The organism is Runella rosea, from assembly GCF_003325355.1.
Classification (GTDB): Bacteria; Bacteroidota; Bacteroidia; order Cytophagales; family Spirosomataceae; genus Runella; species Runella rosea.
In genome coordinates this window covers 3,175,298-3,197,144 of record NZ_CP030850.1, presented here as the reverse complement: position 1 = coordinate 3,197,144, position 21,847 = coordinate 3,175,298, and the positions used below count along the sequence as shown (strand labels likewise).

The following is a 21,847-nucleotide window of genomic DNA, read 5'->3' as shown; positions in this document are numbered from 1 at the left end:
ACTATCTTATTAAGTTGGACGGCGTGCGCCCAACAGGTTGAGATTTTGCAATTGCCCCCCGAAAAGGTCATTACGAATGAGCCCTACCTGCGCTTTGATCCGTTTGTGATCGAGAGTGACATCGTCAAAAAGGCCTATTCCAAAGAGATGAGAGTGCAGGATCATCAGGGTTATTTGTGGTTTGTGGCCGACAATCAGTCACTGATTCGCTACGATGGGCATTATGCCAAAACCTACGACTCTACGCGGTATTATGGGATCAACATGACTTCCAATCATGTTGTATGGTCGATGACTGATGCAGGAATGGCGATTTTTGATACCCTCACCGAGAAATTTAATTCTTATCCTACACCGCTCATTAAGAATTATGTGCTTTGGGGTGAAGCGTCAAATGCCGATGGGAAAATATATATTTTATTTCCTGCTGTGGACAATAATATCCGTGCCCCTTTTTTTGAGTTTGACACCAAAACCAACCGGTTTAAGCACATCAAACTACCGCCCGTTATCAATGGCTATACCAACCGTTACGAGCCTGATACCGGAGCTTTGGTGCTCATCAAACCAATGTCGGTAGATGCACTCGGGCGCGTATGGGGGCAGGTATCTCATGCCTCCGATACCAATCACGGAATATCGTCTTTGGGGTATTATGATCCTGTCCGCCATCAACTTGTTTGGTACAACTTGGCCGGAAATTATAATCCCGAAGTTAGGGGCCGCAAAGAGAAGCATCAGGAGTTAAGTATTAATTCAATCGTTCCCGAGGCCAATGGCCGATATATTTGGTTGGGAGGATGGATTCATTTGGGACTGCTTCGTTTTGATACGCACACGCTCCGCTGGAAGCAGTATTATTTTCCAGCATTAAAGTCCAATCAACTATTTGTACTCCAGCCTTTTCAAAAAGATAAGTTCATCTTTCACACCGATGATGGAATTAAAGTTTTTGATAAACAGACCGAAACCCTGCACGAATACCCCCACATTCCGGATGATCAATTTTCGCCTCCGTCCAACGTTAATTCCTTTTTTTTGGGAAGGCGTAATACCGTTTGGATGGGTAAACACATCGCCGTTGGCGATGCGGCCGTTGCGTATTTGAGTCCTGATGTTCAGGTGTTGCGCGCGGTTCCTCAAAAAATACAGAAAGAACGGTTCCGAATATTCTGTCAATACCAAAATCAATTGTATTTCACCTATCAAACACCACGGGGATTTGTATTGGCGAGTTATAACGAACAAAACGGGCAATTGACGGAGATGCTCCAACAACCCGCTCCTTCTCAACCCGAACAGCACTTCAATATGGCTTTGGCCGACAGCCTCCATCAGGTGATTTGGTTTGTGGGGAAGATAGACGGAGGAAGCATTTGGCAGTGGGATTTGCGCCGCAAACGCATGATAAAAGTGCAGGCCTCCATCCAAAATTCCCCTTTACGGACAGACCAACTCTACGATATTATGTCCATTGCCCAAGATAAAGAAGGGAACGTTTGGATACCCATTACGCAAACTACCTCCACTACCGAAGGCTCACTGGTCAAATACGATGCCCACCGTAAAACGTTTATGAATATCGTCAGTATTCAGCCGCTGGTAGAAAACCAGCGGCTGAGGTCAGTAATGGTCGACAGCCGAGGTATGGTGTGGCTGGGAAATTGGGACGATAACCTGATTCGTTGGTTTGACCCAAAAACCAACAAGCTGACCATCAAAGACGACATCAATAAAACAACCGTAGAGACAAATATTGCCATCAATAAAATGGTGGAAGACCCTAAGCGAGGGGTAATTTGGATTGCCGCCACCAGGCATGGACTTTGGAAATATACTCCGCTCACCAATAAATGGCAACGAATGCCTTTGGACAAAAATGATGTGATTGTAAATATTATGATCACAAATGATGGAACACTTTGGCTAAAAAGCGACAATGCCCTCATTAGATATAACCCTGAAACGGGGGCTGCTAAATACCTGGGAGCAGAATATGATTTGAATCAATTTTTGAACGGATCTTTTATCAAAGGAAAAGGTGATGAACTGTTTTTTGGCCGATTTCGATTTTATCCCCACGAAATCAAGGATGTTACGCTCAAACCACGCGTGGTATTCAGCTTTATCAAAGTGTTCAATCATGAATTGAGGCTTCCGCAAAACCTCAATTCCGTCACTGAAATTACCCTGCGGCACGACCAAAGCTTTTTCACCGTAGGGTTTTCGGCGCTGTCGTACATCCAGCACCAAAAAAATCAATATGCCTATCGACTGGTAGACTTTTCAAATGATTGGATTTTATGTGGTAACACCCCCTTAGCGGCCTTCACCAACGTGCCTCCGGGCGAATATGAACTCCAAGTCAAAGGGTCAAATTATGACGGTGTTTGGTCGGATGTACGCTCATTAAAAATCATCATTTTACCACCTTTTTGGCAAACATGGTGGTTCAGGGGGTTGCTGCTCGCGTTGGGGTTGGCAGTGGTCTATACCATGTATCGCTACCGCTTGGAACAACAAACGCTCAAAAGCCGCCTGCAAGCCGAGGAAGCCCTGCGCAAACAGCGTGAAGCGGAGTACAAACAGCGCATTGCCCAAACCGAAATTTCGGCCCTACGCGCGCAGATGAACCCTCACTTTATCTTCAACTGTCTCAATTCGATTCAATACTTTACGGCCAACAACGAAGCAGATACAGCTTCTGAGTACCTGTCTAAGTTTTCCCGACTGATACGACTCGTGCTCGAAAACTCACGCTCGGAGAAAGTGACGCTGACCAACGAACTCGAAACCCTGCGGCTATACATTGAGATGGAAGCTATGCGGTTTCAGCAAAAAGTGCATTATGAAATCAACGTTGCCTCTGATGTAGATACTGACACGATTCAAATTCCGCCGCTGTTGGTGCAGCCCTTCGTCGAAAATGCCATCTGGCACGGATTGATGCACAAAGAAGCAGGCGGACAGGTGATCATTGCGGTGACACAACCGCAGGAAAATGTGCTTCGCATTGCCATCACCGACGACGGTGTGGGGCGTGAAAAAGCAGCCGAATACAAGAGCAAATCTGCGACTAAACATAAATCCTTTGGCATGAAAGTAACCACGGAGCGTATCGAACTCATCAATCAACTGTATCAAACCAATACCAACGTGAAAATCAATGATTTGAAAGACGATTGGGGAATAGCTGCTGGCACAGAAGTAGTGGTGAAAATTCCTATTTAGTGACCGCTTACTCAAAAAAGCTGCCATTCGCTCCCAAAGTAAGACAGTTGGCGCACCTTCGATTGTAAAACTTAAGACAAAATGTTATCCTCGCGGAGAAGGAATCCGACATAGCTATTTATAAGCTTATTTGGAGTTTTACCAACGTTTCAGTGGCAAACTGCTTTATACTTTTGTAATCTATATAATACTTTGAAAATTAGCTACTTATGTACGTTGATGCTATTGGCTTGTTTGGGCGTATTTGCTCAATCAGGAATGCTGACTAAACAAATAAGGTCGCTGGAAAAATTGCCTGTTTCCTACACCAGGGATACTCAACTTGTGGTGTCTTATTGTCGGCTGGCGCATCTTTATCAATTCAAGAATGTTGATTCGGTGGCTACGTATGCCCAAAAAGCACTTTCTCTTTCTGAGGCCCGCGATTGGCCAAAAGGCCGGATTCTGGCGTTTCACGAACAGAGTAATTATTTGGTTTTTGACGGGCGTTACCATAATGTTATGGACATTTCTCGGCAGGCGCTTACGTTGGCACAATCCATCCAGTGGCCCCTGCACGAAGCCCACGCCTACCGTTTTATGGGTGATTGCCACGCCGAATTTAAGCAATGGGATTCGGCGCAGGTATATTATGATAAGGCGGTGGTGATTTTTAAAAAACTGAAAAATGATAGCATGATTGTGCGATGTAAGGTCAATTTGGGCGACCTGTATCGTGGTAAATCAAATTTTAGGATCGCCGAGCGTTATTATCAATCGGCCTTGCAGGATTATCATCGTACATATTCTGATTTTGGCATAGGCTTGGTCAATTGGAGCCAAGGCTATCTGCACGTCATGCAAGATGAACTAGATTCGGCGTTGGCTCATTTTCAGAAAGTGGAAAAAATAGCCCATAAATTAGACAACGTATTTGCGCAAGCGGCTATTTATAACGAAATGGCGGGTCTTCAACTCCGCAGGGAGAATTTTGCGGAAGCGCTACGGCTTGCTCAATTGGCCATGGATTACTCTCAGAGGTACCATTCCAATCAACAGATTTTCTGGGCATCTTTTATAACGACCCAAGCTTATAAGGGTCTTGGAAACTATAAAGAGGGGTTGCGTTTTTCAGAGCTTGCGCTCAATCAGCGCGATTCTATGTATTATGAAACGTTTGAAAGCCGCCTCAATCTTTATAAATCCCAATATGAAAAAGATTTGGCCTTGCAAAAACAGGCCAATGAGGTGCAGAACAGAAACCGCCAGTTTTGGATTATGGGGGGATTTTTGGGGGCATTAATTATTATTTTGTTGTATCGAAACAGCTTATTGTCCCAACGAAGGGAAAAACAGGATGCTGAGTACCAGCAACGGATTGCCCAAACCGAAATTTCGGCGCTGCGTGCGCAGATGAATCCACATTTTATTTTCAACTGCCTTAATTCGATTCAATACTATACAGCGCGCAATGAAGCGGATAAGGCGTCTGAATACTTGACCAAATTTTCTCGACTGATACGACTCGTGCTCGAAAACTCGCGTTCAGAAAAAGTGACGTTGTTTAATGAGCTCGAAACCCTGCGTCTGTACATCGAAATGGAAGCTATGCGTTTTCAGCAAAAAGTACAGTATCAAATCAATGTATCCACCAACCTTGACCTGGATTCCATCCAGATTCCACCTTTATTGATTCAGCCATTTGTTGAAAATGCCATTTGGCATGGACTAATGCACAAAGAACAAGGAGGTACCGTAACGATTGATATTCGACAACCTGCTGATACCCTTCTACATATCAAAGTAATTGATGATGGAGTGGGCAGAGAGAAGGCCGCCGAATTTAAAAGTAAATCCGTGACCCGACAAAAATCCTTTGGCATGAAGGTGACATCGGAGCGAATCGACCTCATCAATCAATTGTATCAAACCAATACAAGGGTCGAAATTTTAGATTTAGTGAATGCCGATGGGCAAGCCACGGGTACCAAAGTTATTATTAAAATTCCCATTTAATTCCCACTGTTATGCTAAGTGCTGTAATTATTGATGATGAACCCAATGCTGTCAATTTATTGGCTCTACGGTTATCCCAACATTGTCCTCAAATTGACGTAGTTGCGACCTGTACGGGTAGCATTCAAGGCGTTGAAGCCATTAAAATACATCGTCCTGAAATCCTGTTTTTAGACATTGAAATGCCACAAATGAATGGCTTTCAGGTATTGGAAGCGGTGGGAGATATTGCTTTTTCGCTCGTTTTTGTCACGGCATACGACCGCTTTGCGCTCAAGGCGTTTAAGTACAGTGCCTTGGATTATTTGCTCAAACCGATTGATACGCAGGAGCTGATTGCTACGATCCAAAAAATCGAAAAGCAACATCAGACCAGTCCCCAACAAATTCAATATTTGCAGCAACAGCTCACTGGTACGGCTAAAGTCTTGCCCGACCGTCTGGCCTTACCGTACCAAAACGGCGTCACGTTTGTGGCCGTACACAACATTCTGTATTGTGAATCCGACGATAAATATACCCGTTTTTACTTGTCTGATGGGCAGGATTATCTAGTCACAAAAACCCTACGAGAGATTCAAGAATTGTTGGAAGAAAGGGATTTTTTGCGGGTACATCGTCAGTACTTGATCAACCTAAACCGAATCAAAAAATTTGTCAGGGGTGAAGGGAATTACATCGTGATGGATAATAACCAAAGTATTCCAGTTTCGAGAGGGCAGAAAGACCGTTTGATGGAACGATTTGGCTGGTTGTGATAAAAGCAAGGTAGATTGGGCGTTAAAACCGATTTTTGACCTCAAAAACAAGTATGTATGCTTCTTGGAGTTCTTACTAGGGGTAGAAGTAATTCAAACCCTTGACAAATGAAACATATCCCTTTTTCACGACGGAAATTTCTAAAAACGGCGGCCTTAGGTACGGCGGCGGTAGGAATTCCGACCATTATTCCTGCCCATGCATTTGGGGCCAATGACCGCGTGCGCGTGGCGGTAATTGGGGTAAACGGTCGCGGTAAAGACCATATTTCTGGTTTCTCAAAACTAGAAAATGTAGAAGTAGCTACCCTTTGCGACGTTGACAACGTTGTGCTTCAGGAACGCGCGGCCGACTTTGAGAAGAACCATAAAAAGAAAGTAAAAACGGAACAAGATTTACGGAAGGTCTACGAAGATAAAGACATTGATGCCGTGAGTATTGCCACGCCCAACCATTGGCACGCGTTGGCGGCCATTTGGGCGTGTCAGGCGGGCAAGGATGTCTACGTAGAAAAACCTGCCTGTCATAATATTTACGAAGGTCGTAAACTGGTCGAAGCCGCTACTAAATACAATCGTATTGTACAGCACGGCGTGCAGTTGCGCAGCTCGGTCGCCATTCAGGAGGCCATTAAACACCTGCGCGACGGCCTCATTGGAAATGTATACATGGCCCGGGCGTTGATATTCAAATGGCGGCCTGATATTGGTAATCAGGGCCCATCGGCAGTACCTGCGGGCCTGAACTGGGACTTATGGCAGGGACCAGCGCAAGCCCGTGAGTTCTCTAAAAACTACGTACATTACAACTGGCATTGGTTTTGGGAATACGGCAACGGTGACATCGGCAACCAAGGTATCCACGAAACCGACCTCGCCATGTGGGGACTCAACGTAGGGTTGCCCGAAGAGATTACTTCTACGGGCGGCAAATTCCTTTGGAACGACTGCAAAGAAACGCCCGAGACGCTCACGTCGAGTTATATTTATCCCAAACAGAAAAAAATCATTGAAGTAGAAGTGCGCCCTTGGATGACCAACAAGGAAGACGGCGTGGAAGTAGGAAACCTTTTTTACGGCGACAAAGGCTACATGGTTATCAATGGCTACAACGATTATAAAACCTATCTTGGCAGGGAGCGTACTCCTGGCCCAGCCCGAAAAGAAGGCGGCGACCATTACAAAAACTTTGTAGATGCGGTGCGGGCACAGGACAAAAAACTCTTGAACGGTCCCGTAGAAACGGCCCACATGGCGGCTTCGCTGGCGCATTTGGGCAATATCTCGTATCGACTGGGGCGCACGCTCAAGTTTGACCCCGAAAAAGAAACATTCATCGGCGACAAACAAGCCAACACGATGCTCACCCGCAAATACCGCGCACCGTTTGTTGTACCTGATAAAGTATAAATCTCAACCACAGAGGAATGGAGAACCACAGAGATACTTTTTTTAACTCTGTGTTCCTCAGTTTCTCTGTGGTTTAATTTTTTGCGCTTAAAAATAATTTTTATGACCAAATCTTCCGATTTTAAGCTTCTTCTTCAAGTGCCCGTTTTGGTAGCCGCCCTGGGCTATTTGGTAGATATGTACGATTTGTTTTTGTTTAGTGTGGTGCGCGTGCCCAGCCTCAAAGCCATTGGCGTAACGGGTGACCAACTCTTGCCAGAAGGTGTTTTTTTACTCAATATGCAGTTGGCTGGATTGTTGATTGGCGGCGTGCTATGGGGGATTTTGGGGGATAAAAAAGGCCGACTTTCTGTGCTTTTTGGTTCAATTTTACTCTATTCTTTAGCCAATATCGCCAACGGACTCATCACCAGCGTGCCTCAATACGCGGTTTTGCGCTTTATTGCGGGTGTGGGTTTAGCGGGAGAATTAGGCGCAGGAATCACCCTTGTCGCTGAGGTTTTGCCCAAGCATTTGCGCGGGTACGGTTCGGTGCTGGTAGCAACGATGGGTGTTTTGGGTGGCGTACTGGCCTATTTTGTAGCTGATTTGTTCGAATGGCGCATGTCATACTACGTAGGCGGCGGTTTAGGGCTTTTATTATTGGTGTTGCGGGTCAACGTATTTGAATCGGGCTTATTTGTTAATCTCCGAAATAAAGATGTGAAGCGCGGTAATATCGGAATGCTCTTTACTCCGCAACGCTTGAAGAAATATTTGTTGGCAATCGTCGTCGGGGTGCCGTTGTGGTTTGTGGTGGGCATTTTGATTACTTTTTCACCTGAATTCGGTATAAGTCACGGCTTAGCAGACCCCATCATTGCGGGCAAAGCCGTTATGCTGGCCTTTACGGGACAAACATTCGGGGATATTGTGAGCGGCTTTTTGAGTCAGCGCCTACAAAGTCGGAAAAAAGCGATTCGCATTTTTCTGTTGATGTCATTCTCGTTCATGATTATTTACCTGATGGCTCCCATCCAAAACACGACGCAATTTTATATCCTTTGCGCCTGTTTAGGGTTTTGTAATGGCTATTGGACGTTGTTTATTATTCTGGCGGCCGAACTTTTCGGAACCAACCTCCGGGCTACGGTGGCTACTTCTGTGCCCAACTTCGTGCGCGGTGCTACCATTCCGTTAGCGGCGTCTTTTGTATACCTAAAACCTTCTTTGGGGGTAATAAACGGGGCGCTATTGATTGGGACAGTGGTAGTGGTTATTTCGTTGATTTGCCTTCAGTCGTTAGAAGAAACTTTTACCAAAGATATGAACTATGTGGAAGAGTAGATAGACGTTTGTCCAACCTCTTTATTTGCAACAATTAACCTGATTTTTATGAAAAAGCATTTGATTTATTTGTGTATCCTGACGAGTTTTTTGTCAACGGCCTACGCGCAACGTTTCGGAAAATTGCTAAAGGATACCCCTGGGGCGGTTTCGTATACGTTTCGGAATGAATTCAGTAAAGATGTGCCTGGTACCTTGGATAAAGTGAAGGCCATGGGTATTACTAACATTGAATTTTCCAATTTGTTTGGTAAAACAGCGGCCGAACTTCGGGCTTTACTGGATGAGCGCGGAATGCGTTGCAGCAGCCTCGGTGTAAGCTTTGCCGACCTGAACGATAAAACCGAAACCGTGGTTCAGAATGCCAAAACCTTGGGCGCTGAATTTGTACGGATTGGTTCAGTACCACACAAAGGGCCGATGGATGAGGCATTGGCCAAAAAAACGGTAGAAGATTTCAACCGTTTTGGGCAAAAGCTCAAAGAGAACGGGCTGACTTTCTGTTACCATAACCACGGGTTTGAGTTTGAGCCTTACGAAAAGGGGACGTATTTTGACTACATCGTTCAGAACACCAATCCTGATGCGGTCTTTTTTGAAATGGATGTAGTATGGATGCACCTGCCTGGTCAGAATCCTGCTGAGATGCTCAAAAAATATCCCAAGCGGTTTAAATTAATTCACCTGAAAGACTTGAAAATCGGGGTGCCAAAAAGTACTTCTGGCAGTACACCCAACGAAAACTGCGTGGTGCTCGGTACGGGCCAAATCAATTACCCAGAGATTTTGAAAGCGGCCAAAAAATCGTCTATTAAGTATTTTTACATCGAAGACGAAAACCTAGGTGCCATGCAGCAAGTGCCTCAAAGCATGGCTTATTTGAAGAGCCTTTAAGTAGCTAATTTCCTTTTCGACATAATTTATTACCTTACCGTAGATTTCCATAAAATTTTCGGTAAGGTTTTGTCGTTTTTAGGTAGAACTCAATGGTCTGACCTGTTTTTTAAAAATAGTATTGAATTGATTACAACGTTTTTACGAAAAACTGCGTAAACATCTTTATCCAAAACAGGTTAAGATTAGGCACGAGATTTGAGGTAGGAGGAGTCAAATGAAACCCATGAGAAAAAAGCTGCACATATTTCTTTCATTACTTGGAGGATGGATGCTGGTGTTGCTGTCTATCGGTACTGCGCACGCACAGCTAGAGCCTTTTAAGGTTTCTGGAAAATTATGTATTCCTGATCAGGAATGCCTTGCTGATTCAACGGTTTTTACGGATACGCTGGCCACGTCAACGGCATGGAGCTGGGATTTTGGAGATGGAAGCGGCATTATTACTTCCACCAAAAACAGCATCAAGCACCTTTTTCAGACGCCAGGCATGAAGCTCATCACGCTGACCCGGACGGTGGCGGGTGTACCCGAAACGGTTACCCGAACCGTTAACGTTGGGGTGCCGCCGCCCGCTTTTCCCAATTGGCGTCGTGATACCATGATTTGTAAGGAGGATTTAGGTAAATTGGTGCTGAATCCGTATCCTTCCAACGCCCCGAATGGAGCCAAATACATGTGGTTCCCGAAAGGAGATACCACCCAAACCTTACGCGTCGATAGTTCGGGCTGCTACTCGGTAGAAGTAACCTCCGAAAGCGGCTGTACGTATGAGGATAAAATTACGGTAAAAGTCTGTTTGGAACAATCCAATCAGGAAGGGGCCAAATGGTATTTCGGAAACAACGCGGGTCTTGATTTTTCGGGCGGGAGTCCACAACCGCTCACCGACGGCCAAATCAAAACCCCCGAAGGCACTTCGTCTATTTCTAATTCCAAAGGACAATTGCTTTTTTACACCGATGGCGTCAAGATATTTGATAAAAACGGGGTCGTTATGCCTTCCAAAGATACGGCGGCGCTGGCGGGAAGCCCTAATTCCACTCAATCGGCACTGATTGTACCCAAGCCTACCTGTCGAGGTTGCGAATACTTGTATTACGTCTTCACAACTTCCGAAATCAACGGACAAAAAAAGTTTAGTTATAGTTTGGTAGATATGCGCCGCAATGGCGGCAAAGGTGAAGTGGTAGAAACCAATAACCTTTTGAACGATAATACCACCGAGCGGATTGCTTCGGTCAGAAACGACCGAGATTCTACGTATTGGATTGTGTCGCACGATTATGATAGCAATGTTTTTCGGGTATATCACGCCACCAAAGCGGGATTGGAAGGGCCGTTTCAGTATGCTTTAGGAGCGGTTCAGGATACGGTTTCCAAAGGAGAAGGCTACATGAAATTTTCTCCCGCCGACAGTACTGGAATGCGTCGGTTGGCGGTGGTGGTGCCAGGGCCTCCCCGCAACCTTGTCGAAATTTACAATTTTAGCGATTCGTCGGGGCGGCTGTCTGGGCCGCAAACGATTGATTTGGGGCCTGCCCCGCCCAAAGCCTACGGGGTAGAGTTTTCGCCAGATGGCACGAAAATGTACGTGTCGTTGCAAAAAGGAGATGCGCCAGGTGATACCACTCTTTCCCGATTATGGCAGTACGACATCAGTTTGGGCGATTCGGCGCGGATTGCCGATTCCAAAATATTGATTGACAGTTCGGCCACGCAAGTGTACGGAGCTCTTCAGGTAGGGTCGGACGGTAGAATCTATCTGGCCATCAAAGACAGCCAATATTTAGGGGTTATCAACGAACCCGACGAAGACTCGCAGGATGAAGTAAGATTTGTGAAAGACGGTATATTTTTGGGTGGAAGCACAAGTCAGTTAGGATTGCCCAACTTTGTCCAAAACTTTACCAACGAATCCTCTGGCCCAGGTTTTACCTATTCGGATACCTGTTCCAATCAAGCCACTAATTTTCAGGCGTCCCCGCTTTGCGACCCTATCAAAGACAGTTATACGTGGAATTTTGGGGATGGGTCGGCTCCCGTAACGGGGCAAAATCAACAAGTGCAGCATACCTATAAAATGCCGGGCACCTACACTGTCAGTTTACGATTGGTCAACAGATGTAAGGACACCACCATCACCCAGCGTATTACCATCATTGCCACACCTGATCCCATTAATTTAAGGTCACCGATTGATACCTGTACCAATCGACTGGTGCTCGATGCGGGCGTGCAGGCCGAAGAATACCTCTGGCTTCGAAATGGAGTTCCCCTTGCCCGAACGAAAACCATTACATTGCAGCCCAACGGTGGGTCAGGACGTTATCAGGTGTACGCTGCCAATGGAATAGAGGCACAGTGTTTTTCACAGGGTGCTACGCAGATTACCTTACGCAGACCGCCAGCCTATTCTCTCGGTCCTGATACGAGTTTGTGCGTGGGTGGTGGAAATGTAGTGCTGAACGCCAAACCCACACCTACCAATTGGAATAAATTTCAGTGGAGTACGGGAGAGACAACACAATTGATTACCGTAACCCAACCGGGTACATATTCAGTACAGGTTACTATCAATACAGGTACTCCTCAAGCCTGCGTCAATGAAGATACCATTCAGGTACGGGCTTTGCCTAAAGCGCGGATAGCGGCGGTATTAACGCCACCAACGGGTTGTACCACCACGGATGGGCAGATAGTCATCGGAAATATTTCACCGCCGAGCGGCAGTTATACTTTTGAGTGGTTTGGCCCCAACAATACTATGTTGAGTGCCACGGGTAATACCCTTCCTAATGTAGGCGAAGGAACCTACCGAGTCATGCTACGCGGCAATCCCGCCGTATGCGCCACCGATTCTTCATTCGGGCTGAGAGCGGTCAGAACATTGCGATTGCAACCTACCATCGTCAACGCGCGCTGCACGTTGCCTTCTTCGGGAGCCATTAATCTCAATACCCTGGCGGGAACTCCCCAAACCTACGTCTGGACCAATGCCATGGGGGCGGGGCTGGGAACCAATGCCGCCTTGCTCGCCAATTTATTGCCGGGTACGTACAACGTGAAAGTAACGGACGCCGGTGGCTGTGATACCACTTTGCGGGATATTACGGTCGGAATTACGCCTGATAAATTCCTGAGTTTGGGCCCCGACCGTAAAAAGTGCATCGGCGATACGGCGTTGTTGATACCGTCGTTACCGCTTATTCCTGGCAACCAGTACCGATGGAGTACGGGCGAAACCACCGACCGCATCAGCGTTACGCGGGGAGGAACGTATACATTGACAGTCACAAATACCGTAACGGGTTGTACCGACAACGACGATTTTACGTATTCACTGGCCCCGCGCCCTACGTATGATTTGACCAAAGAAGTGCCACTCTGCGATCTTGACGATGGGGCAATGGCTACGCTGGCCGTTCGCGGTGGTGCTTCCAATCTGAGTTATTTTTGGTTCCATTCCGAAGAACGTACCTCGCGTGTTATGGTTAGTCTCGTCGGAAACTACCGCGTTCGTATCAGTAATCCTGAAGGCTGTGAGCTTTTTGATACCGCCCGCGTAGTAGTGCGTTGCGAGCCGCGTATTTATATCCCGGATGTGTTTACACCTAACGGCGATGGTAACAATGATGTACTGAACGTGTTTGGCGACCACTTGACTGATTTTGAATTGAAGATTTTTAATCGGTGGGGTGAAGTGATTTTTTATACCAACGACATCAACCAAAAATGGGACGGCAGCTATCGGGGGAGTGTGTATCCGCCGATGAGTTACCCGTACGTGGTTTCCTTCAAATCCAAATTCTTTCCCGATCGACCGCGTGAAAACCAACGCGGGGCGGTATTGCTTGTGCGATAATAGTTAAGCACGCAGAGCCGCGAAGGCGCAGATTTTTTTCTTCGCTCCTTCGTGGCTTTGCGTGATTCAAAACGACCGTTAAGAAATATTTTTCTTATCTTTCATTCCTATATGCTTCTTTGCATGAACAAAAACTTGGCTCATGCACGAAAACGAAATCTCCCAAATCGTCGTAAACTCCTGTTTCAAAATACATCAAAAACAGCGGCAGACCTACCTTAAATTGACTGGACTAAAACTCGGTCTCTTAATAAATTTTAACGTACCTTTGATAAAAGACGGAATTCAAAGAATTGTTAATCGTTTATAAATCACACCACGCAAAGTGACGGGTTTTGTTTTCCGTCTTTGCCACAACGTCGGACCGTCGCAGCGGCGAACCGTCGCAGCGGCGAACCGTACCTCAGCCACTCTGCGTGAATACGTACTTATGCGTCAAGATTACTTAACAGGAACTACCGACCCGCTTTCCCCGATGGAAAAGGAGATAGACCGGGCATTGCGTCCGCTTTCTTTCAGCGATTTTGCGGGGCAGGATAAGATACTGGAAAACATTCGGGTCTTTGTACTCGCCGCCAAGCAGCGCGGCGAAGCCCTCGACCACGTGCTGTTGCACGGCCCTCCGGGGTTAGGAAAAACCACCCTTTCCAACATTATTTCCAATGAGCTGGGCGCCAGCCTAAAAACATCCTCTGGGCCAGTGTTGGACAAGCCCAGCGATTTGGCGGGATTACTCACCAATTTACAGCCCAACGATGTATTGTTTATCGACGAAATTCACCGTCTTAATCCTGTTGTAGAAGAATATCTCTACTCGGCGATGGAGGATTACAAGATTGATATTATGCTTGATTCGGGCCCCAATGCCCGCAGTATTCAGATTAGCCTCAACCCTTTTACGTTGATTGGGGCCACGACCCGTGCGGGGTTGCTCACCTCGCCGCTTCGAGCACGCTTCGGGATTAATTGCCGATTGGAGTATTATGATGCCAAGTTGTTGACATCTATTGTAAAACGCTCTTCAAGCATCTTGGGAGCGCCTATCGACGAGGAAGGAGCTTACGAAATAGCCCGACGTAGCCGTGGCACCCCGCGCATCGCCAATAACCTCCTGCGCCGTACGCGCGACTTTGCGCAGGTCAAAGGAAGTGGACGAATTACGGTCGAGATTGCCCAAATTGCCCTAAAAGCCCTCGACGTAGACCAGCATGGCCTCGATGAGATGGACATTCGTATCCTGACCACCATCATCGAAAAATTCAAAGGTGGACCCGTGGGACTTTCGACCATCGCTACAGCTTGCGGCGACGAAGCCGAAACCATTGAAGAGGTGTATGAGCCGTTTTTGATTCAGGAGGGGTTCATAAAACGTACTTCACGTGGCCGAGAAGCTACCGAAAAAGCCTATCGCCACTTGGGAATCGTTCCTAAATTTCGAACGGGAGATTTATTTCCTGAGTAAGCCGTAGTTCAATAAAATACCCTTTTAAACAGGTCTATCTCAGCCCAATTGAGGGTAGAGGCAGACCTGTTTAAATATGTGAAAATTACTAATTAATAAGTAAAATATACCATTTATGCAAAATTTCACTAGTAGATGGGACTTGTATTTTCAGGAAATTTATTGGGCAAAAGTGCAGTCTTAGCTTCGGTAATGACGTTTCAGACGCCATATTTTACATTTCATCCTGATTAGATTTCTGAGTTTTGAGAATATAGCGCAATTTTGCATCGCATATTTTATAAAAACAGCCTCACTCAGCCATGAACAATCTCTCATCACTTTTAAGTCCTGCCGTATCTCCTGATTATTTGGAGTTGGTAAATCTGAAACGCTCTTTCTTTATTCGTACCGAAGATGTGATTTTTATCCAAGCAGATGTGAATTACGTCCGGATTGTCACCAAAACTGGGAAAGTTTTTGTACAGGCCAAAACCCTTAAAAGCTACGAACAACTGCTCAAAAAGACGAGTTTTGTACGTACGCACAAGTCGTATTTGGTCAATTTTCATCATTTTGCGGGTTATCAAATTACCGATGGTGGTACGTTCATTCAATTGCTTGACGGCAAGAAAGTGCCAGTTTCGAAAAGACGTCGGCAATACGTGCAAACCTCTGTTTCACAAAAGCAAAATGGAGTAAACTAGGTTTTTAGCCTTATAAAGGCATTTTATCATTTTACATAAGGCGTTTTTTTGACAAAGATTTGGCAGTTGCCAGAAAAATTACGACCTTTGCGCCTCATTCTGAAATTAAATCAATCGTCATGGCCAGAGTTTGTGAAATTACGGGCAAAAGAACACGAGTTGGTAATAACGTATCGCACGCTAACAATAGAACCAAGCGTAAGTTTTATCCAAACTTGCAGACAAAGAAGTTTTTTGTACCTTCTTTGAACGAGTGGGTAGAAATTAAATTGGCTACTTCAGCAATTCGCACGATCAATAAAAAAGGTATCGAAGCTGTTTTGAAAGAAGTTGGAGCGTTGTAATTAAATCGACAACCAATCTTTTGCAAAAGACATTAACCCCGCTGCAGCGGGGTTTTTTGTTGTTATAGCTTCCCAAAAGTTTTGAGTAGCCCAGCAAAAGCATTCCGTGTAGAGGACGGTCGGTCGCTGCTCACAACCCGACCGTTGATTGAAGTCAAACCTACTATTACAAACATAAAAGTTGAGGAAGTTCAGGAGATTGAATGCTTGACGGAATAAAAGCTGACAAAGCCAAACCCTACGGCCAGCATGGCATGAAGTACGACCATCTGGTAAGAATGCCAATAAAACCCAAGACCTACCGCTGCCGCGAAGTAAACCGCCAGTAGAAGTTCAGCAATTGTGAGCCAGTTAAGGCTTTTGACAAGGTAGTTTTTGCGTTGCCAGCCATCTTTTTGTTGCACAATCCCCCATTTCGGGGTGCGAATAAAAGGGGTTTTTTTGCCCAAGTAGCCTTCCAGAGCGGCAATGGCATTGTGCAGTGATAGCCCCATAATGACGGTTAGAAAAAAGGGTAATTGCCACACAAACTGCCCGAAGGTCTTGTGACGGTAATGCGTGGTGCCGTAGAAGCCCAACAGCATTAAGAAACTCAGTTGAAATATTCTAAAAATACCAAAAAGATAATCGTATTTGGGTTCAAAAGCCGTAATCGCTAAAATGGGGACGCTCAGCAGTGCCATAACAAAGACCGCCAAAAAAACGCCGCTGTTGAGCAGGTGAAACGCCGCATAAACTTTCGTCGAAAATTTTACGGTGGTGCTTTGTAATACTTTTTTGAGGTTTTTGCGTGCGCATTCGGCCGCGCCTTTCATCCAGCGGTATTGCTGAGATTTGAGGGCGGGCATGGTGGCAGGAAGTTCGGCAGGTGTTTCTACATTTTCGAGGTAGACAAACTGCCAACCACGCAATTGGGCGCGGTAGCTTAAATCAAGGTCTTCGGTTAGGGTTTGGGCCGACCAACCGCCAGCATCCAGAATACAGCTTTTGCGCCACACGCCCGCCGTTCCGTTAAAATTGATGAAATGTCCAGCCGCATTGCGTCCGCCTTGCTCCACAATAAAATGCCCGTCTAGCCCGAATGCCTGCAATTGAGTGATGAGCGAATACGATTCGTTGAGGTGCACCCAGCGCGTTTGGACTACTCCAACGTGCGTGTTTTCAAAATGAGGAATTGTGGTTGTCAGGAAATCAGGATTGGGAATGAAGTCAGCGTCAAAAATGGCGATGAATTCACCCCTGGCGGTTGTAAGCCCGTATGCCAATGCCCCTGCCTTGAAACCATCGCGGTTTCTGCGTCGAATGTGTTGAATATCAAACCCTTGTACTTGGTAGAAATGTACTTTTTGGGCAATTATGGAGACGGTGTCGTCGGTGGAGTCATCCAGAATTTGAATTTCGAGACGGTTTTTGGGATACTCAAAAAGACAAACCGCGTCGATGAGCCGTTCTACTACATATAATTCATTGTAAATGGGAAGCTGAACAGTAACGAGCGGAAATTCGAAGGATAGAGGTGTGATGTTCGATGGTGGATTTCCGTTTTCTGTTCTCTTCTTTTGCCAATAATTCCATACCAGACTCAATTGCGCACAGCTGTACGAAAATAAAATGAGCGTAGGAACCAAGTATAGTATGATAACAATAACTTCCATAAAATCTAACCACTGACCACCCGTCGGTTTTCCCGACTAAAACGGAAGTTTAACGCCCGTTTGAATCATGTTTGTACTACATTTGGCCACTATTTTACCTTCCAAATTATTGATTCGGGCTTCGCAATGAATTACGTTTTTGCCCGCACGAACCACGTGCGCGTGTGCAGTTAGAACATCGCCGATACGGGCTGCGTTCAAAAAATCACAATTAAGGTTGACCGATGTGTAGCCGTATTCGCGGCCCAGCCCAAAAACCATCATGCCCACGAGGTCGTCCATAATGGCCGCCGCTGCTCCGCCGTGAAGCGTACCGAGGGGATTGGTCATGTCTTGTCGTACGGTTACTTCAACGGTCATGGTGCCGTGTTGAACGTCTTTTAGTGTACCGTTGAGCCAACGCCCTAACGGCGAAGGGCTTTGAATTAAATTATTGCCTATTTGTGAACGAAAAAAGTCTAAACGTGGATTGTTTTCAGTGCTCATTTGTTTCTTGATTTTCAGAGAATTGGGGCGCAAATATAGGCATTAGACCTGAGATAAATACCCAACATACTTGCCCGCCAAAACTTCGCGGTCAAAATTTTCTTTTGCGTAGCGATAGCCGTTTAGGCCGTGTTGATTGACCAAATCTGGATTTTCCAGATACATAAGGATTTTCTGGGCAAAATCAGCTGGATTTTCGGGCTCTACGTACACTCCTGCCTGTGCTTCTTCCACCAATTGGCGCGAGACCCCGTCGATGGCCATCAAAATGGGCTTTTTGCAGGCCATATAATCAAACGTCTTGTTGGAATAAACGGTTTTGAAGGTATCCACTTTTTTGAGCACTGAAGCCCCAGCATCGGAGGCCAAAATGTAGTTAAATACTTCCTTTTTGGGTACAGAATTGATAAAACGGACATTAGAAAGTTGTCGTTTCTGGGCTTCGGCCATCAGGTCTTTTTTCATCATGCCGTCGCCGATGAGCAAGAACAAAACGTTGGTGTCTTTGAGCAATTCGGCCGTATCCAATACCTGTACCAAATGATTGGCTACACCGTGTGCCCCTACGTAGGTTACGACAAATTTTCCCGTCAAGCCGTGTTCTTTTCTAAATTTGGTAACGTCGAATGAAGTCAATAATTCGTCCGAAAGAGAAAAGTCGGCGGCGTTTGGAATGAAGATGATTTTAGAGGAAGGAACCCCTTTTTTTGTTAGTAATTTTTCCCGAAAAGCAGGTGTCAATACGTTGATTAACTCGGCTTTACGATAAATAAATTTTTCAAACCAATAGGCGAATTTAATCAAAATGCCGCTCGTGAGCACTCCCGTGTCAATGGCCGATTCGGGCCAAAGGTCACGGATTTCAAACACAAAGGGGGTGCGTTTCAATACTGAAAGCACGTAGGCCGTAATACCCACAAAGAGGGGAGGAGAAGTAACGACAATGACATCATAGTTGCCTTTGGCGTACCAGATACCGCCCCAAATGCTCGAAAAAGTAAAGGAAAAATACGCCCAAAGACGACCAAAGAAGCTCTTGTTGTAGGACTCGGATACGTGGCAACGAATAACCTGCACGCCATCCTGATTGGTTTCGTATAAAAAATACTTCCCCCTGTATTTGGCCGGACGATGTCCCATGTAATGCACCATGCCTGCCAGCACGGTTACTTGATGCCCCGCCGACTGCCAAAAGCGGCTCATTTCGTTCCAGCGCGACCCGCCGCCGTCGTTGTCTTCCAGAAAATATTGATGTATCAGTAAAATTCTCATTGGTGACGCGAAGATAATCAGCCCGGTAGGTTTTTGGCTATCAATTTTAATACATTTGCATTTCTCAACCCTTTTTTAGCCTCTTATGTCGACTCAACCGACTTTTGCACCTAAAACTGTACAGGAAATCAAGCCCGCTCGTCGAGGGCCTTTGTTGGATACTGGCTCGCATATTGCGGTGGTGGGAGCGGGCGCTTTCGGTGGCTGGACGGCCCTTTGGCTGCTTTGGTCGGGTTTTCGTGTTACGTTGATTGATGCTTGGGGCCCAGGAAATTCGCGGGCCAGTTCGGGCGATGAAACACGCGTTATCCGCTCTACTTACGGAGCCAACGAAACCTATTTTAACCTTAACGTGCGGGCGATTTCGCTTTGGCGTGAACAGCAGCAACGCTGGAATAAGTCGTTGTTTTTTAATTCAGGGGTACTGTGGTTTTGTTATGAAGATGCGCCCGAAATGATTGAGGCAACGCAGCCTTTTATGAAAAAACACGGGATGGATTATACATATTTTACGCCCAAAGAAGCAGCAAAACGCTATCCTCACATCAACACAAACGATCTGAATCACTTGGTTTTAGACCCGTATGGCGGGTATCTCAAAGCACGCGAAAGTTGTCAGGCGGTCAATGAAGTATTTGTACGGGGCGGAGGAACGTACCTCAATAAATTGGCAAAACCCAATCCGTTGGTCAACGGACGGCTGGAATCATTAACCCTTTCTGACGGAACGCATTTGAAAGCTGATGCCTACCTTTTTGCGTGTGGGCCGTGGTTAGGGAAATTATTTCCTGAAATTTTAGGCGAAATCATTACTTGTACCAAGCAAGAAGCCTATTACTTAGGTGTTCCAGCGGGCTATACCCATCTGTTTGATTCTATGCCCGCGTGGATTGATTTGGACGGAGAAGATTTTTATTATGGCATTCCGGGCAATGCGTACCGTGGGTTCAAGATAGGGGTGGATAAACGAGGTGAATCTTTTGACCCAACCTCTGGAGAACGTATTTTTAATGAAAACGTATTGGCAAAGGCGCGGGCTTTCATGGCTCATCGCTTTCCAGCTTTGCAAAACGCACCGTTGGTCGAGAGCCGGGTTTGTCCGTACGAAAACTCACCTGATGGCAATTTTATCTTGGATACGCACCCTGAAGCCGACAATTGCTGGTTTTTGGGCGGCGGTTCGGGGCACGGGTTCAAACATGGGCCCGCATTGGGTGAATTGGCCGCGGAAGTCATCAGTGGCAAACGCGATTTGGAAGAATTATTCAGAATGAGGTAGAAAAACAATGAACGAACATCATGAATGGATGCGTCGGGCCATTGAAGTGGCGCGCGCGGGAATGGAAAGCGGTAAGGGTGGGCCTTTCGGTGCGGTGATTGTCCGCAATGGAGAATTGGTCGCAGAAGGCTGTAATCAGGTCACGTCTACCAACGACCCGACCGCTCACGCTGAAGTCACGGCGATTCGGGTGGCGTGTCAAAAAGTAAGGGACTTTAAGTTGGATGATTGCATTATTTATACCTCTTGTGAGCCGTGTCCCATGTGTTTGGGGGCGATTTATTGGGCGGGTATCAAGAAGATTTACTACGCTTGCACCAAAGAAGATGCAGCCGACGCTCATTTCAACGATGCGTTTATTTATCGGGAATTGGATACGCCCAAATCAGAACGGCAGCTTCCACTAGAATGCTGCCTGCGCGAAGAAGCCCTGAAAGTGTTTGAGGCTTGGCAGCGGAAACAGGATAAAATTGCGTACTGATGCCGTCACGCAAAGGCGCGGAGGAGCATAAGGAAAACTCCGCGACTATGAGTGAGAAACTCCGCTAAAAATTAAGCGGGTCGAGATTTTTGAAGTGACCGTTGAGCTTGATGCGCTCTTTGGTTTTTTCCATTTCAGCCATGACGGGGATGACCTTATTGAGGTGACGCAGCAAAAAACGTTGGCGCTCGGTTTCGGAATCAATCGTTAGCACCTGATATTCTTCCTCCTGCGAAAGCCCCACTTTGTGCGCTATCTGATACGAAAAAGGAAATACTGCGCTGTCAAAATCAACTTGCGTTTGAAGAATCGTATACAATCGGTCGAGTTGCAATAAAAGTTCGGAAATCACTCCTTCGGGCGATTCGCTCTCTTCCACAAACGTAACTTTACCGCCCGAATAAAGTTTATCAGGAACAGGATTTTGGAACGTCAACACGCGAAATGCCCGTATTCCTCTGGTTTTGATGTCCATTCGCCCGTCGTCGTAGCGTTTAGACACGTTCACAATCTTCATTTCGGTATCGTAGCCAGGCAGCTTATTGTTGATAAAGGCGGGAATCCCAAACGTTTTTCGTTCGTCGATGCACTCATTAATCAATTGCTGATACCGGGGTTCGAAAATGTGCAAATTGAGGTTTTCGGTAGGATATGCTACCAGATTTAAAGGAAAAAAAGGGAGAAAACTTTCCATACGAGTAAG

At 46.1% G+C, this 21,847-nt stretch carries 17 protein-coding genes; 13 read left to right on the top strand and 4 right to left on the bottom strand.

Annotation, left to right across the window (positions count from 1 at the left end; translation table 11 throughout):
* Positions 1–45 precede the first annotated feature (45 nt).
* From DR864_RS13315 to rpmB, 11 genes are all read left to right on the top strand, one after another.
* On the top strand, positions 46–3,231 hold the full coding sequence (locus DR864_RS13315) for a histidine kinase (RefSeq protein WP_114067444.1): 3,186 nt from the start codon (positions 46–48) through the stop codon (positions 3,229–3,231).
* A gap of 192 nt (positions 3,232–3,423) precedes the next feature.
* Positions 3,424–5,226 (top strand): tetratricopeptide repeat-containing sensor histidine kinase, encoded by a 1,803-nt coding sequence (locus DR864_RS13310; RefSeq protein WP_162793791.1) that lies wholly within the window; start codon positions 3,424–3,426, stop codon positions 5,224–5,226.
* An 11-nt stretch (positions 5,227–5,237) separates the two neighbouring features.
* Complete coding sequence (locus DR864_RS13305; protein WP_114067442.1) at positions 5,238–5,984, top strand: LytR/AlgR family response regulator transcription factor; 747 nt, start codon at positions 5,238–5,240, stop codon at positions 5,982–5,984.
* A gap of 108 nt (positions 5,985–6,092) precedes the next feature.
* Positions 6,093–7,394, top strand: coding sequence for a Gfo/Idh/MocA family oxidoreductase (locus DR864_RS13300; RefSeq protein WP_114067441.1), 1,302 nt, complete (start codon positions 6,093–6,095; stop codon positions 7,392–7,394).
* Between the two features lie 102 nt (positions 7,395–7,496).
* Positions 7,497–8,720 carry an MFS transporter gene (locus tag DR864_RS13295; protein ID WP_114067440.1) on the top strand — a complete coding sequence of 408 codons (1,224 nt, stop codon included), beginning with the start codon at positions 7,497–7,499 and terminating at the stop codon, positions 8,718–8,720.
* Between the two features lie 48 nt (positions 8,721–8,768).
* A complete protein-coding gene (locus DR864_RS13290; RefSeq protein ID WP_114067439.1) occupies positions 8,769–9,614 on the top strand; it encodes a sugar phosphate isomerase/epimerase family protein in 846 nt (281 codons plus the stop codon).
* A 226-nt stretch (positions 9,615–9,840) separates the two neighbouring features.
* Positions 9,841–13,479 carry a PKD domain-containing protein gene (locus tag DR864_RS13285; RefSeq protein WP_162793789.1) on the top strand — a complete coding sequence of 1,213 codons (3,639 nt, stop codon included), beginning with the start codon at positions 9,841–9,843 and terminating at the stop codon, positions 13,477–13,479.
* 142 nt (positions 13,480–13,621) lie between these two features.
* A complete protein-coding gene (locus tag DR864_RS13280; RefSeq protein ID WP_114067437.1) occupies positions 13,622–13,789 on the top strand; it encodes a GxxExxY protein in 168 nt (55 codons plus the stop codon).
* Positions 13,790–13,909: 120 nt separating this feature from the next.
* The gene (ruvB, locus tag DR864_RS13275; RefSeq protein ID WP_114070266.1) at positions 13,910–14,941 is read left to right on the top strand and encodes a Holliday junction branch migration DNA helicase RuvB; all 1,032 of its coding nucleotides are present in this window, start codon (positions 13,910–13,912) and stop codon (positions 14,939–14,941) included.
* Between the two features lie 302 nt (positions 14,942–15,243).
* Positions 15,244–15,627 (top strand): LytTR family DNA-binding domain-containing protein, encoded by a 384-nt coding sequence (locus DR864_RS13270; protein ID WP_114067436.1) that lies wholly within the window; start codon positions 15,244–15,246, stop codon positions 15,625–15,627.
* Between the two features lie 119 nt (positions 15,628–15,746).
* Positions 15,747–15,971: a 50S ribosomal protein L28 gene (gene rpmB, locus DR864_RS13265; protein ID WP_013926610.1), complete on the top strand. Its 225-nt coding sequence runs from the start codon at positions 15,747–15,749 to the stop codon at positions 15,969–15,971.
* 191 nt (positions 15,972–16,162) lie between these two features.
* Here rpmB and DR864_RS13260 read toward each other — a convergent pair whose 3' ends face one another.
* Genes DR864_RS13260 through DR864_RS13250 form a run of 3 tightly spaced genes read right to left on the bottom strand, consistent with a single transcriptional unit; the run spans position 16,163 to position 19,384 of the window.
* Positions 16,163–17,626, bottom strand: coding sequence for a cellulose synthase family protein (locus DR864_RS13260; protein ID WP_114067435.1), 1,464 nt, complete (start codon positions 17,624–17,626; stop codon positions 16,163–16,165).
* A gap of 36 nt (positions 17,627–17,662) precedes the next feature.
* Positions 17,663–18,112 carry a PaaI family thioesterase gene (locus DR864_RS13255; protein WP_114070265.1) on the bottom strand — a complete coding sequence of 150 codons (450 nt, stop codon included), beginning with the start codon at positions 18,110–18,112 and terminating at the stop codon, positions 17,663–17,665.
* 42 nt (positions 18,113–18,154) lie between these two features.
* On the bottom strand, positions 18,155–19,384 hold the full coding sequence (locus tag DR864_RS13250) for a glycosyltransferase family 4 protein (RefSeq protein ID WP_114067434.1): 1,230 nt from the start codon (positions 19,382–19,384) through the stop codon (positions 18,155–18,157).
* An 85-nt stretch (positions 19,385–19,469) separates the two neighbouring features.
* On the opposite strand from DR864_RS13250, the gene DR864_RS13245 reads away from it, so the two are divergent.
* A complete protein-coding gene (locus tag DR864_RS13245) occupies positions 19,470–20,663 on the top strand; it encodes an NAD(P)/FAD-dependent oxidoreductase (protein WP_114067433.1) in 1,194 nt (397 codons plus the stop codon).
* Between the two features lie 7 nt (positions 20,664–20,670).
* Positions 20,671–21,144, top strand: coding sequence for a nucleoside deaminase (locus DR864_RS13240; protein ID WP_114067432.1), 474 nt, complete (start codon positions 20,671–20,673; stop codon positions 21,142–21,144).
* Positions 21,145–21,208: 64 nt separating this feature from the next.
* On the opposite strand, the gene DR864_RS13235 is transcribed toward DR864_RS13240, so the two are convergent.
* Positions 21,209–21,838, bottom strand: coding sequence for an LON peptidase substrate-binding domain-containing protein (locus tag DR864_RS13235; RefSeq protein ID WP_114067431.1), 630 nt, complete (start codon positions 21,836–21,838; stop codon positions 21,209–21,211).
* Positions 21,839–21,847 lie beyond the last annotated feature (9 nt).